This is a genomic window from Caldimonas hydrothermalis (assembly GCF_056746695.1).
Map to the genome: position 1 here is coordinate 1 of NZ_JBWQXA010000009.1, position 15051 is coordinate 15051.

A 15051-nucleotide genomic window follows, 5' to 3' on the forward strand; every position below is an offset into this window, starting at 1 on the left:
CAGGACAGTGAAACGCCTCAGCGCCGATGATAGTGCGGTCTCCCGTGTGAAAGTAGGTCATCGTCAGGCTACATCCCTCCAACCCCCACCACCTACCAAGGCGGTGGGGGTTTGTTTTTGATCAGCCGGAATTCGATCAATGCTTCGGCAAGCGCGAAAGGTGGTGTGCAATCGTGACCCTCTTGGCACCGCCTCGAGCGGAACCATCGGGCACGAGGCGGTTCACAGCCCCGATGTGCCTTGTCAAACCGCCTCGTGAAACCCCCAGATGATTTCCCGCACTGTGCTTGATGTCTTGCGCTTTGGGCTGGCAGCGGTCTTGACATGCCTGACAGCCTGGGCGCCGATGGCCTGGGCCGAACCGATCGCGGGGCCAGTCAAGAGAATCACCCAGATCGAAGGCATTGCCGAGTACCGGCTTGCCAATGGACTGCAGATCTTGCTGGCGCCCGATGGAGGCAAGCCCACCACCACCGTTAATCTGACCGTGCGGGTGGGCTCGCGTCACGAAAACTACGGGGAGACAGGCATGGCCCATCTCCTGGAGCATCTGTTGTTCAAAGGCAGCGAGCGTTATCCGGAGGCCTGGGCCGAGTTCAGCCGCCGGGGTCTGAGGGCCAACGGCTCGACGTGGTACGACCGCACCAATTACTTCGCCAGTTTCGCCAGCAACGAGGACAACCTGCGTTGGTACCTGGGATGGCTGGCCGACGCGATGGTGAATGCGACGTTGGCGCGCAGCGCGCTGGAAGCCGAGATGACGGTGGTGCGCAATGAGATGGAGATGGGGGAGAACGACGCCGGGCGGGTGCTGCTCGAGCGCGGCCTGTCGACGATGTACCTCTGGCACAACTATGGCAAGAGCACGATCGGTGCGAGGAGCGACATCGAAAACGTCGACATCGCAGCCTTGCGACGCTTCTATCGGACACACTACCGCCCGGACAATGCAACCTTGATCGTCTCAGGCTTGTTCGACCCGGCGCAGGTCTTGGCCTGGATCCAGGAGTCTTTCGGACCGATCCCGAAACCGGAGCATCCGCTGCCGGCGGCGCCGACGCTCGACCCGGTGCAGGACGGTGAGCGCGAGGTCGTGCTGCGTCGCCCGGGTGGCGTGCCCCTGGTCTATGCGCTCTACCATGTGCCGCCGGGCCCTCATCCGGATCATGCGGCGATGCGTGCGCTGGCACTCATCCTGGGTGACAGCCCAGGGGGACGGCTGCATCGTGCGCTGGTGGAGACGTCGCAGGCGGCGGCCGCGTTTGCCTTCACGCAGGGACTGGCGGATCCCGGGTATGCGCTGTTCGGCTTGCAGTTGCAGTCCGAGGAAGACCTGATCGAGGCCGAGCGCATGATGCTGAAGGAGATCGAGGGTCTGGTCGTCCATCCGATCACGGCTTCGGAGCTGGAGCGTGCCAAGGCGCGCTGGCTCAAGCAATGGGAGCTGTCGTTTGCCAATGCGGAGACGGTGGGGGTCGCGTTGTCGGAGTCGATTGCCCAGGGGGATTGGCGACTGTTCTTCCTGACCCGTGACCGCATGCGCGACCTGCAGCTTGAGCAGGTGCAACGGGTGGCCGAACAGTATCTGCGGCGCGACAACCGGACGGTGGCGCGGTATGTGCCGACGCAGGAGCTGCGACGTGCCCCCGAACCCCGGCGCGTCGACGTGGCCGGGATGCTCCAAGACTACCGCGGGGATTCGCGCCTGGCCGCGGTGCCGACCTTCGAGGCCTCGCCGGCAAACATCGACGCACGCACCCGGGTGGTGGCCGTCACCGACGGATTGCAGGCGGCCTTGCTGTCCAAGGCCACGCGGGGACAGCTCGTGCATGCCCGTCTGGATCTGCGTTTCGGTACGGTGCAGGACCTGCGGGGGCAGGCCGAGGTGGCCGCCTTGGTGGCGGCATTGCTCGACAAGGGGACGAGGCACCGGCCCCGCCAGGCCTTGGCCGATGAACTGGACCGGTTGCGTGCGGACGTCTCGGTGCATGAAGTCGTTGGGGGCGTCAGTGTGGCCTTGCGCACGGTGCGCGAACACTTGCCGGCTCTGGTGGGGATCGTGGCCGAGATGCTGCGCGAACCCGCCCTGGACGCCACGGCGCTCGACGAGGTGAAGCGGCAATGGCTCGCGAGCCTGGAGGAGGCCCATCGCTCGCCGGAGGAGCTGGCGGACAACGCGGTGCTGCGACGGCTTCATCCTTATCCCGAAGACGATGTGCGGCACGTGCCCACGCTGGCGACCCAGATGGACCGGGTGCGTGCCGTGGAAATCGAACAGGTTCGGGCGTTCCACCGCCGCTTCTACGGGGCGTCGTTTGCCCAGTTCTCGGCCGTGGGGGACTTCGACGAGCAGGCGGTGACGCAGGCCCTGCGCACGCATCTGGGAGGATGGAAGAGCCCTGGACCCTATCTGCGGGTGCCGCGTCCGATGGTGACGGTCGAGCCGGGCTTCGAGCGCCTTCGCACGCCAGACCAGCGCAATGCCTACCTGCGGGCCAGTTTGCCGCTGCCCTTGAACGATAGCGATCCAGACTATCCGGCCTTGATGCTGGCGAACTACCTGCTTGGCCAAGGAGGCAGTTCGCGGTTGTGGACCCGGGTCCGCGAGACCGAGGGCCTGTCTTACGGGATCCAGACCTATGTGGAATGGAGCGCCTGGGAACCGCATTCGGTCTGGTCACTGTCGGTGATCTTCGCGCCGGAGAATCTTGGCCGTGTGCGACGGGCGATCGATGAGGAGTTCGCACGTGTGCTCACCGGGGGGTTCACGCCCGATGAGCTCGAGGCGGGTCGCAAGGGGCTGCTGGCGCTGCGGCATTTGTCCCGTGCACAGGATGGTCATCTGACCGCGGCACTGGCCGAGAACCTGCGGCTGGGGCGGCGTTTCGCCGTTTCCCAGGCTGTGGACGAGCGCATTGCGCAGCTGAGCCTGCAGGAGGTGAACGCGGTGGTGCGCAAGTACCTGAGGCCGGAGCGCTTCGTCTGGGCGGCTGCCGGCGACTTCAGGGAGTGAGGCGGGTTCCCTGGTGGGGGATCGCGCGAAAAGGGTCGCGCTCGCGCAATTCGTCCATATAGGCGGCCAGGCCCAGAGCCTCCCGGTCCAGAAAGCGGGCGACCGCCTCAGCAAAGGCGGGCTGGCTCAACCAATGGGCCGACTGCGTGGTCACCGGCCGCAGCCCGCGGGCCATCTTGTGTTCGCCCTGGGCCCCACCCTCGAAGCGGCGGTAGCCTCGCGCGATGCACCAGGCGAGCGGCTGGTAGTAGCAGGCCTCGAAGTGCAGGCAGGCCAGAGGTTCCAGACTGCCCCAGTAGCGGCCATAGGCCAGGCCCTGTGATGGATTCAGGGCGAGCAGTGAGGTGGCAATGGGACGCCCATCGCGTCGTGCGATGAACATCAGCCAGTGCTCGGGCAGCGTCGCAGCCACCTCGGAGAAGAAGGCCCTCGTCAGATAGGGCGTGGAGTGGTGGGCGCGGTAGGTGGCCAGGTAGCAGCGGTAGAAGAAGTCCCAGTCGGCCTCGGCGATCTCGCGACCGGCCCGTACCTCGAACGCCACGCCGGCATCGGCGACACGGCGCCGCTCCTGGAGGATCTTCTTGCGTTTGTCGCGGTGCAGATCGGCCAGGAACTCTTCAAAACTTCCGTAAGGCTGCGCTTGACGGTTGTGCCAATGAAACTGCACGCTGCTGCGCAGCAGCCAGCCCTCGGACCGTGCCGCGACCACGTCGTCTTCCGATAGGAAGAGCACATGGACCGACGACAAGCCGAGCTGTTCGGCCTTCAGGCGCAGGGCGCGCAGCAGGATGCGCCGTGTGTCGGTGTTGCGTGCCAGCAGGCGCGGACCGGGCACCGGTGTGAAAGGCACGGCTGCGGTCAGCTTGGGGTAGTAGGGCAGCCCATGGCGTTCATGCGCCTCGGCCCAGGCCCAGTCGAAGACGTACTCTCCATAGGAATGCGACTTCAGATAGGCCGGGCAGGCCCCTTGCAACTCACCGTAGCGCCACAGGGTGAGGTATTGGGGCAGCCAGCCGGTGTGCGCCGTGGCGCTGCCGGATCGGTGCAAGGCGGCCAGGTAGGCGTGGCGCAGGAAGGGCGTGCCGCCTGGCAGGCCGTCGATGAGCGCATCCCAGGCCGGGCCGTCGATCTCCGAAGGGTCTTCGACGACCCGGATGACATAATCGGATGGACTGAATTCTTCCTGCATATGTCAACACACGCCGTCGTGAAGGTTGCGGTAGCGCAGTTCAATCCGTGGGTGGGAGATCTCCCCGGGAACGTGGCCCGCATCGAGGCCCTCGCTCGCCAGGCATACGCACAAGGGGTGCGCCTGCTGGTGACGCCGGAGCTGTCGCTGTGCGGCTATCCGCCGGAGGATCTGCTGCTGCGGCCGGCCTTTCTGCAGGCCTGCGAGGAGGCCTTGCAGCAGTGCGCGGTGCGCCTGGCCGATCTGGAGGGCTTGCATGTGGTCGTCGGGCATCCACGGGCCGGGTCTGGTTCAGGGGATCTTAGGACCAAGTCCGTGATCGTGCCGCAGCGCGTGAACGCGGCCTCGGTGTTGGCGGGGGGAAAGGTGCAGGCCACCTACGCCAAGCGGGAGCTGCCCAACTACCAGGTCTTCGACGAGCGGCGCTATTTCGTTTCGGGGCGCGAGCTGGGGTTGGGGCCCGTGGTGTTCGAGGTGCAGGGGGTGCGCTTTGGCCTGAACATCTGCGAGGACGCTTGGTTTGCCGAGCCGGCACGCAGTGCACAACAGGCCGGAGCCCAGGTGCTGCTGGTGCTCAATGCGTCTCCCTACCATCTGGGCAAGGTCCATGAGCGCGAGCAGCGCATGGCCGAGCGCTCGCGTGCCTGCGGCCTGCCACTCATCTATGCCCACCAAGTGGGCGGTCAGGACGAGGTGGTGTTCGATGGGGCCTCCTTCGCGATCGATGCCGATGGCACGGTGAAGGCCCGTGCCCCGATGTTCGAGGAACATCTGCTGGTGCTGGAGGTCACGTCTTCGGGGATTCGCGGCGAGGTGCACCCGCTGCCTCCGCTGGAGGCTCAGGTCTGGGCTGCCTTGGTCACGGGCGTGCGAGACTACGTGGGCAAGAACGGTTTTCCCGGTGCCATCATCGGTTTGAGCGGCGGCGTCGATTCGGCGCTGGTGCTGGCGGTGGCCGTCGATGCGCTTGGAGCTGACAAGGTGCGCGCGGTGATGATGCCCTCGCCCTACACGGCGCCGATGTCGTGGCTCGATGCACGCGACATGGCGCAGCGCCTGGGGGTGCGCTACGACGAATTCTCGATCACGCCGATGTTCGAGGCCTTCAAGTCCGCGCTGGCCACCGAGTTTGCAGGGCTGGCCGAGGATGCGACCGAGGAGAACATCCAGGCCCGCGTGCGCGGAACACTGCTGATGGCCTTGTCGAACAAGCACGGCAGCATCGTGCTGACCACGGGCAACAAGAGCGAGATGGCCACCGGCTATTGCACGCTGTATGGCGACATGGCTGGCGGTTTTGCGGTGATCAAGGATGTGGCCAAAACCCTGGTCTACCGCCTGGCGCGCTGGAAGAATGAGCAGCCCACGCCTCGGGCCGACGGCAGCATCGGACCGGTGATTCCCGAGCGCATCATCACGCGGCCGCCATCGGCTGAGCTGCGGCCCGACCAGACCGACCAGGACAGCCTGCCGCCCTACGAGGTGCTGGATGCGATCATGCAGCGCTACATGGAGGATGACCAGGGCATCGAGGAGATCGTGGCGGCCGGCTATGCGCGAGAGGATGTCGAGCGGGTCACACGGCTGCTGAAGATCAACGAGTACAAGCGCCGCCAGGCGCCGGTGGGCATCCGCATCACCCACCGTGCCTTCGGCAGGGACTGGCGCTATCCGATCACCTCGAAGTTCCGCGCGTAAACTACTCGCATCGAACCTAGGAACCACGGAGCACCCATGAAGCAGATCACCGCCATCATCAAACCCTTCAAGCTCGAGGAGGTGCGTGAGGCCCTGGCCGATGTGGGCGTGACGGGCCTGACGGTCACCGAAGTCAAGGGCTTCGGGCGTCAGAAGGGTCACACCGAGCTCTACCGCGGCGCTGAGTATGTGGTGGACTTCCTGCCGAAGGTGAAGGTCGAGGTGGTGATCAAGGACGACGATGTCGATCGCTGCATCGAGGCCATCGTGAAGGCGGCCAAGACGGGCAAGATCGGCGACGGGAAGATTTTCGTGACACCGGTGGAGCAGGTGGTTCGCATCCGCACGGGCGAGACCGACGACGCGGCCATCTGAATGTTCGCGACGCCCCAGTGGGCCACCCCGGGGCGGGCCGGGGGCTTTCAGATGCGTCGATAGTCGTCCGGTGCGGTGGCGTGGCAGGCCTGGTGCATCAGGCGCCGCAGCAGTTCAGCGGGATCGGTCCCCACCTCGAGGACACCAAGCTGTGCCAGACTCAGGAAGCCCTGCTCTACCGTGTGGGCGAGGAAGGACGCCAGCTTGTCGTAGTAGCCGCCCACGTTGAGCAGGCCGATGGGCTTGTCGTGGTAGCCCAGTTGTCGCCAGGTCCAGACCTCGAAGAGCTCCTCGAAGGTGCCGATACCTCCCGGTAGCGCCAGGAACGCGTCGGCCTGCTCGGCCATGAGTCGTTTGCGCTCGTGCATGGTCTGCACCACGTGCAGTTCGGTCAGGCCGCGATGGCCGACCTCCCGGTCCATCAAGGTCTGCGGGATGACGCCGATCACGGTGCCTCCTTCGGCCAGCGAGGCATCGGCCACGATGCCCATCAGACCGACTCGCCCTCCGCCATAGACCAGACGAGCGCCGGCGCGAGCCAAGTGGCGACCCAGTGCATGGGCGGCGTCGGCGAACGCGGGGTCCACGCCAGGGCGTGAGCCACAGTACACGCACAGGGAGAAGGTGGGTGGGCTCATGGAGGTGGTGTTTCAGAGGAGGTCGGCGAAGCGGGCATGGAGGGCGCTCGCCCAGATGGCGGCGCACAGCAGCAGCGACAGCAGCACGGCGGCGCTGGCGACATCTTTTGCCCGCTTGGACAGCTCGTGCATCTCGTAGGAGACACGGTCGATGGCCGCCTCGATGCCAGAGTTGAGCAGTTCGACGATCAGCACCAGCACCACCGAACCGGCCAGCACGGCAGTCTCGACCCAGTCGCGGCCCAACCAGAACGCCGCGGGCACCATCACGACGGCCAGCCAGAACTCCTGGCGGAAGGCGCTTTCGCCCTGGTAGGCCATTCGCAGGCCGTCCAGGGAGTGGCGCAGGGCATGCAGGATGCGATCCAAGCCGGTTCGGCCTTTGTGCGGGTTGGTCATGGATCCGATTGTGCCGCCCCGTCGTGGCCGACCGATGTCAGGAGCCGGCACGCCTAGGGGGTGGCACGAGGACCAGCCGGGTGCCGCACAAGGCGTCATGCCAGAACTGGCGGTCGGCACGCAGCCCGCTCAGAAACGCGTAGATGAGCACCCAGCCTGCCAGGGCCGCGAAGACGGTCCAGCCGCTGCCGGTCCAGCCCAGGAGATGGGCCAGGCCCAAGCCGGGCAGAACCCAGACCCAGGCGCAGACGAAGCGGCCCAGGGCCCGGGCCAGGCCCGGGGGGCGGCTGTCGGGGCCTTCCAGGCGGATGCGCCAGGTCTGCATCGGCAGGGTCTGCCCGCTGCGCGTCCAGCACCAGATGAAGTACAGCGCCAGCACGGTCGTTACGAACAAGCCCAACCCGAGGCGGCCGTCAAGGGCGTGGCGTTGCCCCGTTGCCACGCCATAGACGAGCCCGGTGATCATCACGACGCCGAACAGCAGCACAGTCTCGTAGGTCAGGCAGGCCAGGCGACGGCGCAGCGTTGGCGCGGCGGCGGGCGCAAGGGCGCGAGTTCGTGGAGGGGCGAAAAGATTCGTGCTCAAGGGACGTTCGGACGGGTGGTGGGGGCTGCGCTGCGGCTCGGTGGCACGACGACAGCGGCGCCTTGGGGGCCTGCCAAGGGCAGCAGGGTCTTCGGATGGACGAAGCCCGGGGAGGTGGCGATCTTCGGCAGCCCGGCCTGCTGATGCCACGGTGGCATCGGCTGCTGGGTGATCGGGATGGTCGTGGCGCCCGGGCGGACCTGGGCCGTGGTGGGGGTCACGGGCTGTGGTGCTACCCGGCTGGCCGCCGGAGGGGGCACCAGGCCGGTTCGCTCGCGCCCAAGGCTCCTGCGCTCGGAAGAGGGGCGCGTGGCGGGCCCGGACGTACGCGCCTGCGCGGCCAGGGCCCGACGCTCCTCGGGCGACAGCGCCTGATAGGTTTCCCAGCGATTCAGTCGTTCAGCGGGCGGCAGTTCATGGATGGACTGGAAATTGATGCGTGCCTGGGTGCGCTGCTGTGGCGACAGCTGCACCCACTCAAGCATGCGCTGGTGGACACGCCGCCGATCGTCCTCGCTCATGCGGGGGAAGCGTTCGGCGATCTCGAGCCACTTACGTTTGCGAGCGCCATCCAGGCGGTTCCATTCGCTGCGCAAGGGGGCGAGAGCCTCCTGCTGAGCCGGGCTCAGGCGGCTCCAGCGCGGGCCGTCAGAGGCGGTGGCCTGCGCCAGTGCCGGCATGGGCAGGCCGGCGACCCACCCGCCCGCCGCGGCACACAGCAGGGCGGTCAGCACACCAGCCAGGGAAGAGGCCGTCCGTCGCATCATTCCCGCGGGGTCTTCAGGAACTCCAGAAAGCCTGGGTCGGCATAGGCGGCCGGGGGCAGGTCGTCGGTCAGCAGGGTCGCGTCGATCTCGGCGGCCAGGCGGATCTGCCGCTCGGCGTGCCAATCTTCGATCAGGGCCAACCCGGCGAGCAGGGCCAGCAACGGGAGCAGGCTGCCCAGCGCAGCCGCCCACCAGGACGGGCCATCGCGGTTCGTCCGGCTGCCGTGTCCCAGGACGGCGGTGCCGCCGGCGCCCATGGGCAGGAGGGTCCCGGCCGCGGCGGTGCGGCGGCGCGCCAGCGCCTGCGTGCGCGCAAACCGCAGGCGCTCACTGACGTCGGCCGGCACATCGACCTCGGACAGTCGGGCCGCGATGCGCAGGCCCAGGCGTGCTTCCAGGACCTCGATCTCGGCCGGGTGAAGGGTGTTTGGGTTCATGGCACGATCCCCTTGGCCTTGAGGGCGCGGGCCAGGGCATGCACCGCGCGCGAACAATGTGTCTTGACGCTGCCTTCGGAGCAGCCCATCACCGAAGCCGTCTCGGCGACGTCGAACTCTTCCCAGTAACGCATCAAAAATGCCTCCCGTTGACGCGGTGGCAGCTTCTGCACCTCGGCATCGATGGCCTGGAGCACCTGGCTGCGCGACAGCGCGTCCGCAGCACTTTCCGTGCCCTGCGTGGCCTGCAGCGCCTCGAGCGTGTCGAGCAGGTCGACCGCATCATCGCCATCATGCCCTTCGAGGTCGGAAAAGGACTGCATCACTGTCGTGCGCACCTTCTGCCGGCGGAACCAGTCCGTGGTGGCGTTGGACAGAATGCGCTGAAAGAGCAGCGGCAGTTCGGCCGCCGGGCGGTCGCCGTACTTCTCGGCCAGCCGGATCATGGCGTCTTGCACGATGTCCAGCGCGGCATCGGTATCGCGCACCGCGTAGACGACACGCTTGAAGGCGCGCTTGTCGGCCCCCTTGAGGAAGTCGCTGAGTTCTTGTTCGGTCGCCAAGGGACAGTGCCGGATCAGGCGCGCTCGGAAAACAATCAGAAATTATCGCATCGCCCTGCGCCGGTGCGTCGCGGCAATGTCATAATGCTGCCCTGCACAACATTGGGTCTCGACTCGGACGCCCGACCCGGGCGCCTCGTTCATGACCGCGCAGGCTCCACACCCGCCTCACGAGGGCGTGGAAAGGGGCACCGATCGTTTTTCGTCAGAGAAATTCAGAAAGGTTCGACATATGGACATGTCTGCCGCGGAACACAAGCGCGCTGCCGCCTCCGATGGCGCGCCATCCCCGCAATCCTCCCGTCAGGAACTCAACGGCTCCGACATCCTGGTGCGCTGTCTCCAGGCCGAGGGCGTGAAGTACATCTGGGGCTACCCCGGAGGGGCCGTCCTCTACATTTACGACGCGCTGTACAAGCAGGAGACCATCCAGCACGTGCTGGTGCGCCATGAGCAGGCGGCCGTGCACGCCGCCGACGGCTATGCCCGCGCCACCGGCGAAGTGGGGGTCGCGCTGGTTACCTCGGGGCCGGGCGTCACCAATGCCATCACCGGCATCGCCACGGCCTACATGGATTCCATCCCCATGGTGATCATCACGGGGCAGGTGCCTACGCCGGCCATCGGCCTGGATGCCTTCCAGGAATGCGACACGGTGGGCATCACGCGCCCGATCGTCAAGCACAACTTCCTCGTCAAGGACGTCAAGGACCTGGCCGCGACGATGAAGAAGGCCTTCCACATCGCGCGCACCGGCCGCCCCGGCCCGGTGGTGGTGGACGTGCCCAAGGACGTGTCGCTCAAGACGGCCGAGTTCCACTACCCCGAGCGCGTGGAGATGCGCTCGTACAACCCGGTGCGCAAAGGCCACGGCGGACAGATCCGCAAGGCCGTGCAACTGCTGATGCAGGCCAAGCGGCCATACATCTACACCGGCGGCGGTGTGATCCTGGGCGATGCCTCGGCCGAGCTGCGCGAGCTCGTCGACCTGCTGGGCTATCCCTGCACCAACACGCTGATGGGCCTGGGCGCCTTCCCGGCCACCGATCCGCGCTTCCTGGGCATGCTGGGCATGCACGGCACCTACGAGGCCAACATGACCATGCAGAACTGCGATGTGCTGCTGGCCGTGGGCGCGCGTTTCGACGACCGCGTGATCGGCAATCCCAAGCACTTTGCCTCTGTGGAACGCAAGATCATCCACGTCGACATCGACCCCTCGTCCATCTCGAAGCGGGTGAAGGTCGACATCCCCATCGTGGGCGACGTGAAGGACGTGCTGCAGGAACTGATCGCTCAGATCCGCGAGGCCCAGACCCGGCCCGACGCCCAGGCGCTGGCGGCCTGGTGGGGCCAGATCAACGAATGGCGCAAGCGCGAGTGCCTGAAGTACAAGCACTCCGACGAAGTCATCAAGCCCCAGTTCGTGGTCGAGAAGCTCTGGGAAATGACCCGCGGCCGCGAGACTTACATCACCTCCGACGTGGGCCAGCACCAGATGTGGGCGGCCCAGTTCTACCGCTTCGACGAGCCGCGCCGCTGGATCAACTCCGGGGGCCTGGGCACCATGGGCGTGGGCCTGCCCTATGCGATGGGCATCAAGTTGGCCAAGCCGGATGCCGACGTGTTCTGCATCACCGGCGAGGGCTCCATCCAGATGTGCATCCAGGAGCTCTCCACCTGTCAGCAGTACCAGACGCCGGTCAAGATCATCTCGCTGAACAACCGCTACCTGGGCATGGTGCGCCAGTGGCAGCAGCTCGATTACGGCGGCCGCTACTCGCACAGCTACATGGACGCGCTGCCCGACTTCGTCAAGCTCGCCGAGGCCTATGGCCATGTGGGGATGAAGATCGAGAAGCCCTCGGAGGTGGAGCCGGCGCTGCGCGAGATGATGCGCCTGAAGGACCGCACGGTCTTCCTGGACGTGCGCACCGATCCGACCGAGAACGTCTGGCCCATGGTCCAGGCGGGCAAGGGCATCACGGAGATGCTGCTGGGCTCCGAAGACCTGTGACCCACGGCAAGGCCGGCAAGGGCGCCACGTTGCCGCGTGGCGTCAGGCGCCGGCCGGACGTGGCGAACGGCTCCGCAACGACAATCACCCCTTCGAAGGACGTGGCCAAGGGCCGCCGGTTACCGCCGTCGGCCTGAAGAGCGCGAACAACGACCCATGAAACACATCATTGCAGTGCTGCTGGAGAACGAGGCCGGCGCCCTCTCCCGCGTGGTGGGCCTCTTTTCGGCCCGCGGCTACAACATCGAAAGCCTCACCGTGGCGCCGACGGAAGACCCGTCGCTGTCGCGCATGACCATCGTCACCACGGGATCGGATGACGTGATCGAGCAGATCACCAAGCATCTGAACCGCCTGATCGAAGTGGTGAAGGTGGTGGACTTGACCGAAGGCAGCTACACCGAGCGCGAGCTCATGCTCATCAAGGTGCGCGCGGTGGGCAAGGAGCGCGAGGAGATGAAGCGCATGGCCGACATCTTCCGAGGACGCATCATCGACGTCACCGAGAAGACCTACACCATCGAACTGACCGGCGACGCCGCCAAGCTCGACGCCTTCATCGAGGCCATCGAGCGCACCGCCATCCTCGAGACCGTGCGCACCGGCACCAGCGGCATCGGCCGCGGTGAGCGGATTTTGCGCGTCTGATCCACCGAACCACCCCCCCGGACAACCTGGAGAACACCATGAAGGTCTACTACGACAAGGACGCCGACCTGAGCCTGATCAAGGGCAAGAACGTCACCATCATCGGCTATGGCTCGCAAGGCCATGCCCATGCTCAGAACCTCAACGACAGCGGCGTGAAGGTGACCGTCGGCCTGCGCCGCGGCGGCGCTTCCTGGGCCAAGGCCGAAAAGGCCGGCCTGAAAGTGGCCGAGATCGCCGAGGCGGTGAAGACCGCCGACGTGGTGATGATCCTGCTGCCCGACGAGCAGATCGCCAGCGTGTACAAGAACGATGTCGAGCCTCACCTCAAGCAGGGGGCCTCGCTGGCCTTCGCGCATGGTTTCAACGTGCATTACGGGCAGGTGGTCCCCCGCGAGGATCTGGACGTGTGGATGGTCGCGCCCAAGGCGCCGGGCCACACCGTGCGCTCCACCTACACCCAAGGCGGTGGCGTGCCTCATCTCATCGCTGTGCATGCCGACAAGAGCGGCAAGGCCCGCGACCTGGCGCTGAGCTACGCGGCGGCCAATGGCGGCGGCAAGGCGGGCATCATCGAGACCAGCTTCCGCGAAGAGACCGAGACCGATTTGTTTGGTGAACAGGCGGTGCTGTGCGGTGGCACGGTGGAGCTGATCAAAGCCGGCTTCGAAACGCTGGTGGAAGCCGGCTATGCCCCCGAAATGGCCTACTTCGAATGCCTGCACGAGCTCAAGCTCATCGTGGACCTGATCTACGAAGGCGGTATCGCCAACATGAACTACTCGATTTCGAACAATGCCGAGTACGGCGAATACGTCACCGGTCCGCGCGTGATCACCGAGCAGACCAAGCAGGCCATGCGCCAGTGCCTGAAGGACATCCAGACCGGCGAGTACGCCAAGAGCTTCATCCTGGAGAACAAGGCGGGCGCGCCAACGCTGCTGTCGCGCCGCCGTCTGACCGCCGAGCACCCGATCGAGGTGGTGGGCGAGCAGTTGCGCGCGATGATGCCCTGGATCCGCAAGAACCGCCTGGTCGACCAGTCCAAGAACTGAGCGGCGTTGCCTCTGGCCGGATCGAGCCGCGAGGGGTTTCCTCGCGGCTTTTTTTCTCGTCGGGCTGTTGTATCCTCGCGCCCATGAACTATCCCCATCCCTTTCTCGCGAAGGAAGGCTGGCCTTTCATCGCCATCGCCTTTTTCTTGGCGGTCTTTGCCTCCTTCTTCGTGCCGGGCTTCCCGGCTTTTCTGTGCTGGCTGGCGCTGGCCTTCGTGGTGCAGTTCTTCCGCGATCCGCCCCGGCCGGTTCCGGACGATCCGGGCGCGGTGCTGTCGCCGGCTGATGGTCGCATCGTCAAGGTTGAAAAGGTGCGTGATCCCTATGCCGACCGTGATGCGCTGCTCATCAGCGTGTTCATGAATGTCTTCAATGTGCACTCCAATCGCATCAGCGTGGATGGCCGCGTTGCGAAAGTGCAATATTTCCCGGGGCTGTTCATCAACGCTGACCTGGACAAGGCCTCGACGGAAAACGAGCGCAATGCCGTGGTGATCGAGTCGGGCGCGCACACCGTGACGCTGGTGCAGGTGGCCGGACTGATCGCCCGACGCATCCTGTGCTACGTGAAGCCTGGCGATGTGGTGGAGAAGGGGCAGCGCTACGGCTTCATCCGCTTCGGCTCCCGAGTGGACGTTTACCTGCCGGTCGATGCCACGCCGCGCGTGGCCCCTGGCGACAAGGTGGCGGCCACTTCCACCATCCTGGCCGTGCTCCCGCAGTGATGAACGAGACGACGGAAACCGCCGATCCCCTGCACGAGGACGCACCCCGTCCGCGTCGCAAGGGCATCTACATTCTGCCCAATCTGTTCACGCTGGCCGCGCTGTTCGGGGGCTTCTACGCCATCGTGATGGCGATGAACAATCGTTTCGACTTGGCGGCCGTCGGCATCTTCTGTGCGATGGTGCTGGACAGCCTGGATGGGCGCGTGGCGCGCATGACCAACACCCAGAGCACCTTCGGCGAGCAGATGGACAGCCTGTCGGACATGGTGTCCTTCGGCGCTGCGCCGGCGCTCATCATGTACGAGTGGGCGCTCAAGGGCCTGGGCAAGCTGGGCTGGATCGCGGCCTTCGTCTACTGCTCCGGTGCGGCCTTGCGCCTGGCACGCTTCAACACGAACATCTCGGTGGTCGACAAGCGCTTCTTCCAGGGGCTGCCCAGCCCGGCGGCGGCGGCGCTGGTGGTGGGGTTCATCTGGGTGATGGACGACCTGGGCTACCGCGGGGCCTCGCGCATCGACTGGCTGACCTGGGGGGCGTTCGCGCTCACGCTGTACGCCGGGTTGACCATGGTCACCAACGTGCCCTTCTACAGCTTCAAGGACGTGAGCTTCCGGCACAGCGTGCCCTTCGTGGTGGTGGTCGCCATCGCCTTGGGTTTTGCGCTGATCGCTTATCACCCGCCGGCCGTGCTGTTCGCGTTGTTCGTGGTCTACGGCTTTTCGGGCTACGGGGTCTATGCCTACCGCAAGGCCAAGGGCAAGCCCGTCAGCGTGATCGCTGTGTCCACCGACGAGCCCGACGAGCAGGGGCTGCACCGCTGAACGGTGCTATATTGCTCATCATGGTTCCGTTCCTGACGATCCTGTCGCTACCTCTAGGAGTGCCGCGGGCACGCTGATCGTCTTCGTCAACGGTTTCCAGCACGTACGGCCCGCCAG

At 65.9% G+C, this 15051-nt stretch carries 15 protein-coding genes; 8 read left to right on the forward strand and 7 right to left on the reverse strand.

Annotated features, from left to right (window positions below; translation table 11 throughout):
- Window positions 1-346 precede the first annotated feature (346 nt).
- A complete protein-coding gene (locus tag AC1ECW_RS11840) occupies window positions 347-3013 on the forward strand; it encodes a M16 family metallopeptidase (RefSeq protein ID WP_481201904.1) in 2667 nt (888 codons plus the stop codon).
- Here AC1ECW_RS11840 and AC1ECW_RS11845 read toward each other — a convergent pair.
- Window positions 3003-4202, reverse strand: coding sequence for a GNAT family N-acetyltransferase (locus AC1ECW_RS11845; RefSeq protein ID WP_409706176.1), 1200 nt, complete (start codon window positions 4200-4202; stop codon window positions 3003-3005). The genes AC1ECW_RS11840 and AC1ECW_RS11845 overlap by 11 nt on opposite strands.
- Here AC1ECW_RS11845 and AC1ECW_RS11850 point away from each other — a divergent pair, their 5' ends adjacent.
- Both AC1ECW_RS11850 and glnK read left to right on the forward strand, forming a co-directional pair.
- Window positions 4203-5900, forward strand: a complete 1698-nt coding sequence (locus tag AC1ECW_RS11850; protein ID WP_481201905.1) for an NAD+ synthase — start codon at window positions 4203-4205, stop codon at window positions 5898-5900. It abuts the gene before it with no gap.
- Window positions 5901-5936: 36 nt separating this feature from the next.
- Window positions 5937-6275 (forward strand): P-II family nitrogen regulator, encoded by a 339-nt coding sequence (glnK, locus tag AC1ECW_RS11855; protein WP_409706170.1) that lies wholly within the window; start codon window positions 5937-5939, stop codon window positions 6273-6275.
- 47 nt (window positions 6276-6322) lie between these two features.
- Here glnK and AC1ECW_RS11860 read toward each other — a convergent pair whose 3' ends face one another.
- Genes AC1ECW_RS11860 through AC1ECW_RS11885 form a run of 6 tightly spaced genes read right to left on the reverse strand, consistent with a single transcriptional unit; the run spans window position 6323 to window position 9665 of the window.
- Window positions 6323-6913 (reverse strand): LOG family protein, encoded by a 591-nt coding sequence (locus AC1ECW_RS11860; RefSeq protein WP_481201906.1) that lies wholly within the window; start codon window positions 6911-6913, stop codon window positions 6323-6325.
- A 12-nt stretch (window positions 6914-6925) separates the two neighbouring features.
- Window positions 6926-7312 carry a diacylglycerol kinase gene (locus AC1ECW_RS11865; RefSeq protein ID WP_481201907.1) on the reverse strand — a complete coding sequence of 129 codons (387 nt, stop codon included), beginning with the start codon at window positions 7310-7312 and terminating at the stop codon, window positions 6926-6928.
- Between the two features lie 37 nt (window positions 7313-7349).
- Window positions 7350-7898 carry an RDD family protein gene (locus AC1ECW_RS11870; protein ID WP_481201908.1) on the reverse strand — a complete coding sequence of 183 codons (549 nt, stop codon included), beginning with the start codon at window positions 7896-7898 and terminating at the stop codon, window positions 7350-7352.
- Window positions 7895-8665 (reverse strand): DUF3106 domain-containing protein, encoded by a 771-nt coding sequence (locus AC1ECW_RS11875; RefSeq protein ID WP_409706158.1) that lies wholly within the window; start codon window positions 8663-8665, stop codon window positions 7895-7897. The genes AC1ECW_RS11870 and AC1ECW_RS11875 overlap by 4 nt, the downstream gene beginning before the upstream one ends.
- The gene (locus AC1ECW_RS11880; RefSeq protein ID WP_481201909.1) at window positions 8662-9102 is read right to left on the reverse strand and encodes a DUF3619 family protein; all 441 of its coding nucleotides are present in this window, start codon (window positions 9100-9102) and stop codon (window positions 8662-8664) included. Before AC1ECW_RS11880 ends, AC1ECW_RS11875 begins: the two co-directional genes overlap by 4 nt.
- A complete protein-coding gene (locus AC1ECW_RS11885) occupies window positions 9099-9665 on the reverse strand; it encodes an RNA polymerase sigma factor (RefSeq protein ID WP_409706152.1) in 567 nt (188 codons plus the stop codon). The genes AC1ECW_RS11880 and AC1ECW_RS11885 overlap by 4 nt, the downstream gene beginning before the upstream one ends.
- A gap of 232 nt (window positions 9666-9897) precedes the next feature.
- On the opposite strand from AC1ECW_RS11885, the gene AC1ECW_RS11890 reads away from it, so the two are divergent.
- From AC1ECW_RS11890 to pssA, 5 genes are all read left to right on the forward strand, one after another.
- Window positions 9898-11682: an acetolactate synthase 3 catalytic subunit gene (locus tag AC1ECW_RS11890; protein ID WP_409706149.1), complete on the forward strand. Its 1785-nt coding sequence runs from the start codon at window positions 9898-9900 to the stop codon at window positions 11680-11682.
- 156 nt (window positions 11683-11838) lie between these two features.
- Window positions 11839-12330, forward strand: a complete 492-nt coding sequence (gene ilvN, locus AC1ECW_RS11895) for an acetolactate synthase small subunit (protein ID WP_019560315.1) — start codon at window positions 11839-11841, stop codon at window positions 12328-12330.
- 38 nt (window positions 12331-12368) lie between these two features.
- On the forward strand, window positions 12369-13385 hold the full coding sequence (gene ilvC / locus AC1ECW_RS11900; protein WP_409706146.1) for a ketol-acid reductoisomerase: 1017 nt from the start codon (window positions 12369-12371) through the stop codon (window positions 13383-13385).
- 83 nt (window positions 13386-13468) lie between these two features.
- Entirely contained in the window at window positions 13469-14110 is a 642-nt protein-coding gene (locus tag AC1ECW_RS11905; protein WP_481201910.1) for a phosphatidylserine decarboxylase, read from the forward strand.
- Window positions 14110-14934 carry a CDP-diacylglycerol--serine O-phosphatidyltransferase gene (gene pssA / locus AC1ECW_RS11910; protein ID WP_409706140.1) on the forward strand — a complete coding sequence of 275 codons (825 nt, stop codon included), beginning with the start codon at window positions 14110-14112 and terminating at the stop codon, window positions 14932-14934. The genes AC1ECW_RS11905 and pssA overlap by 1 nt, the downstream gene beginning before the upstream one ends.
- Window positions 14935-15051 lie beyond the last annotated feature (117 nt).

Excerpts from the sequence above, each read along its gene's own strand:
- AC1ECW_RS11850 (WP_481201905.1), top strand. The coding sequence starts at position 4,203 with ATGTCAACACACGCCGTCGTGAAGGTTGCGGTAGCGCAGTTCAATCCG.
- glnK (WP_409706170.1), top strand. The coding sequence starts at position 5,937 with ATGAAGCAGATCACCGCCATCATCAAACCCTTCAAGCTCGAGGAGGTG.
- AC1ECW_RS11905 (WP_481201910.1), top strand. The coding sequence starts at position 13,469 with ATGAACTATCCCCATCCCTTTCTCGCGAAGGAAGGCTGGCCTTTCATC.
- AC1ECW_RS11840 (WP_481201904.1), top strand. The coding sequence starts at position 347 with ATGGCCTGGGCCGAACCGATCGCGGGGCCAGTCAAGAGAATCACCCAG.
- AC1ECW_RS11845 (WP_409706176.1), bottom strand. The coding sequence starts at position 4,202 with ATGCAGGAAGAATTCAGTCCATCCGATTATGTCATCCGGGTCGTCGAA.
- AC1ECW_RS11865 (WP_481201907.1), bottom strand. The coding sequence starts at position 7,312 with ATGACCAACCCGCACAAAGGCCGAACCGGCTTGGATCGCATCCTGCAT.
- AC1ECW_RS11890 (WP_409706149.1), top strand. The coding sequence starts at position 9,898 with ATGGACATGTCTGCCGCGGAACACAAGCGCGCTGCCGCCTCCGATGGC.
- AC1ECW_RS11875 (WP_409706158.1), bottom strand. The coding sequence starts at position 8,665 with ATGATGCGACGGACGGCCTCTTCCCTGGCTGGTGTGCTGACCGCCCTG.
- ilvC (WP_409706146.1), top strand. The coding sequence starts at position 12,369 with ATGAAGGTCTACTACGACAAGGACGCCGACCTGAGCCTGATCAAGGGC.
- ilvN (WP_019560315.1), top strand. The coding sequence starts at position 11,839 with ATGAAACACATCATTGCAGTGCTGCTGGAGAACGAGGCCGGCGCCCTC.
- AC1ECW_RS11860 (WP_481201906.1), bottom strand. The coding sequence starts at position 6,913 with ATGAGCCCACCCACCTTCTCCCTGTGCGTGTACTGTGGCTCACGCCCT.
- AC1ECW_RS11880 (WP_481201909.1), bottom strand. The coding sequence starts at position 9,102 with ATGAACCCAAACACCCTTCACCCGGCCGAGATCGAGGTCCTGGAAGCA.
- pssA (WP_409706140.1), top strand. The coding sequence starts at position 14,110 with ATGAACGAGACGACGGAAACCGCCGATCCCCTGCACGAGGACGCACCC.